The organism is Haloferax sp. s1 (assembly GCF_058382125.1).
Genome location: NZ_JBZRPK010000234.1, coordinates 1 through 2,193, shown reverse-complemented (window position 1 = coordinate 2,193; position 2,193 = coordinate 1). Strand labels below are relative to the sequence as shown.

The 2,193-nt window shown below is 64.4% G+C and carries 2 protein-coding genes; both read right to left on the bottom strand.

The features are described from left to right. Positions 1-696, bottom strand: a 696-nt coding sequence (locus QT222_RS02110; RefSeq protein ID WP_491476153.1) for an FAD-dependent oxidoreductase, incomplete at its 3' end; no start/stop codon positions are given. Beyond that, positions 693-1,865 (bottom strand): quinolinate synthase NadA, encoded by a 1,173-nt coding sequence (gene nadA, locus QT222_RS02105; RefSeq protein WP_004060077.1) that lies wholly within the window; start codon positions 1,863-1,865, stop codon positions 693-695. The genes nadA and QT222_RS02110, both read right to left, overlap by 4 nt. Positions 1,866-2,193 lie beyond the last annotated feature (328 nt).

Genomic DNA, 2,193 nt, shown 5'->3' with positions numbered 1-2,193 from the left:
TCCCGGGCCGTACGCGTTGGGGTGGATCTGCCCGTCCTGCATGCCCGGGACGGTCGCCCCCGCGGGGGCGGCCATCGCGCCGCCGTCTCCGGTCGCGCCGGCCGGTTTCGTCGGCTGGGCGTAGCGCGCGCCGATACCGCCGGTTGCGAGGACTGTCGCCCCGGCGAATACGGGTTCGACGCCGTCGTCGGTGAGGACGGTTGCGCCGCGGACGGTGCCTTCGTCGCTCACGAGGTCGAGGACCATCGCGTCGTCGATGATACGCACGCCGTCGTGGTCGGAGAGGTGTTCGAGGAACGGACGGAGGACGTACTTTCCGGTGCTAGCGTCGACGTGGAGGATGCGGCGGTTCGAGTGACCCGCCTCGCGGGCGAGGTCGAAGTCGTCGCCGGCGGTGTCGAACTCCACGCCGAGGGTGTCCAAGAGCACGTTCTCGACGACCTCACGGGCCTCTGAGACGAGCACGTCGACCGCCTCCGGGTCGGCGGTGTCGTCGCTCGCCCGGCGGATATCCTCGGCGAACGCATCGGGTTTCGACTGGGTGACCGCGATGCCGCCTTGCGCCCAGTCGGTGTTCGCGTCCTCGGGTTCGGTCGCTTTCGTGACGACGAGCACGTCCGCACCCTCGCGGGCGGCGGCGAGCGCGGCGGCACACCCGGCGATTCCCGACCCGACGACCAATACGTCGGTCTTCATAGTTCGAGCATGCGGTCGAGTGCGACCGCGGCGAGTTCTTTCTCCTCGGGCGCGACTTCGACGACGTTCGGTTCGCGGCCCGCGGCCAGTTCTTCGAGCACCCACGTCAGGTAGTTGGGGTCGACCTGCCGCATGGCGTTGCAGTCCATACAGGCGTCGCCACAGAGCGGGCGCACGTCGACTTCGGGGTGCCAGCGCGCGAGGTGTCGCGCGAGGTGGACTTCGGTCCCGATGGCCCACGTCTCGCCGGGGTCGGCGTTGGCGATGACATCGCAGATGTGGCTCGTCGAACCGACTTCGTCGGCGGCCGCGACGACGCTCGGGCGGCACTCGGGGTGGACGACGACGTTCGCACCCGCGTCGCGGGCGTCTTCGACGTGGTCGACCTCGAAGCGCTCGTGGACCTGGCAGTAGCCGTCCCAGAGGATGACCTCGGCGTCTTCGAGGTCGGCGTCGTCGAGGCCGGGGAGTTCATCACCCTCGTCGTTCAGTTCTTCCTCCGCCCCTGCGACGCCGCCAGCCCACGGGTCCCACTCGACCACGTTTTCGATGCCGAGGTCGTTGGCCGTGTTGCGTCCGAGATGCTTGTCGGGCAGGAAGAGCACGGCGTCGCCGCGCTCGAAGGCCCACTCGAAGGCGTCGGTGGCGTTCGAGGACGTACAGATGAGACCACCGTGGGAGGCACAAAACGCCTTCAGGTCGGCGTAGGAGTTCATGTACGTCACCGGGATGATGTCTTTCCCGCCGGTTCCGTCGACGAGTTCCTCCCACGCGGAGTCGACCTGTACCGCCTCGGCCATCCCCGCCATCGGACAGGACGCCTCCATCGACGGGAGAATCACCGTCTGGTCGTCGTCGGTGATGATATCCGCACTTTCCGCCATGAACGTCACGCCGCCGAAAACGACGTACTCGGCGTCCGACTCGGCAGCGCGCTTCGAAAGTTCGTAGGAGTCGCCGATGAAGTCCGCGTGCTCGACGATTTCCCGGCGCTGGTAGTTGTGCCCGAGGACGATAACTCGGTCACCGAGTTGTTCACGGGCGGCGGCGATGCGCTGAGAACGTTCTTCCTCGTCGAGGTCTCGGTGGCTCTCCGGAAGCTGCTCGAACGTGTCGTATTTGAACAGACTGAGATCCGACTCGAACCCGACCGACTCTAATTCAACCACGAATTTTCACCACGATTGGCTCACTATCAGTAGGCCATATTGAAAAATATTTTTCTTCAATACTGCTCAAAGAGACGTGGAGTTCTCCTATAGGCCGTATTAGGACGTGATATATGACACGAATCGTTGTTAGGTGGCGAAAAGCAGCGTTCGCTCGTTGAAGAAGAATTTTCTTCAAAATGAGTTGCCGTTTGGTCGCACAGGGTACGTGGGACAGGAGGGACGAACAGAAGTAAGCGATCTGAAACAGAACGAACGGCACGAGCGAACCAAGCGAGTCGGGCAGAGCAGGCGAGTCGGACGGAGCAGGCGAGTCGGGCAGAGCAGG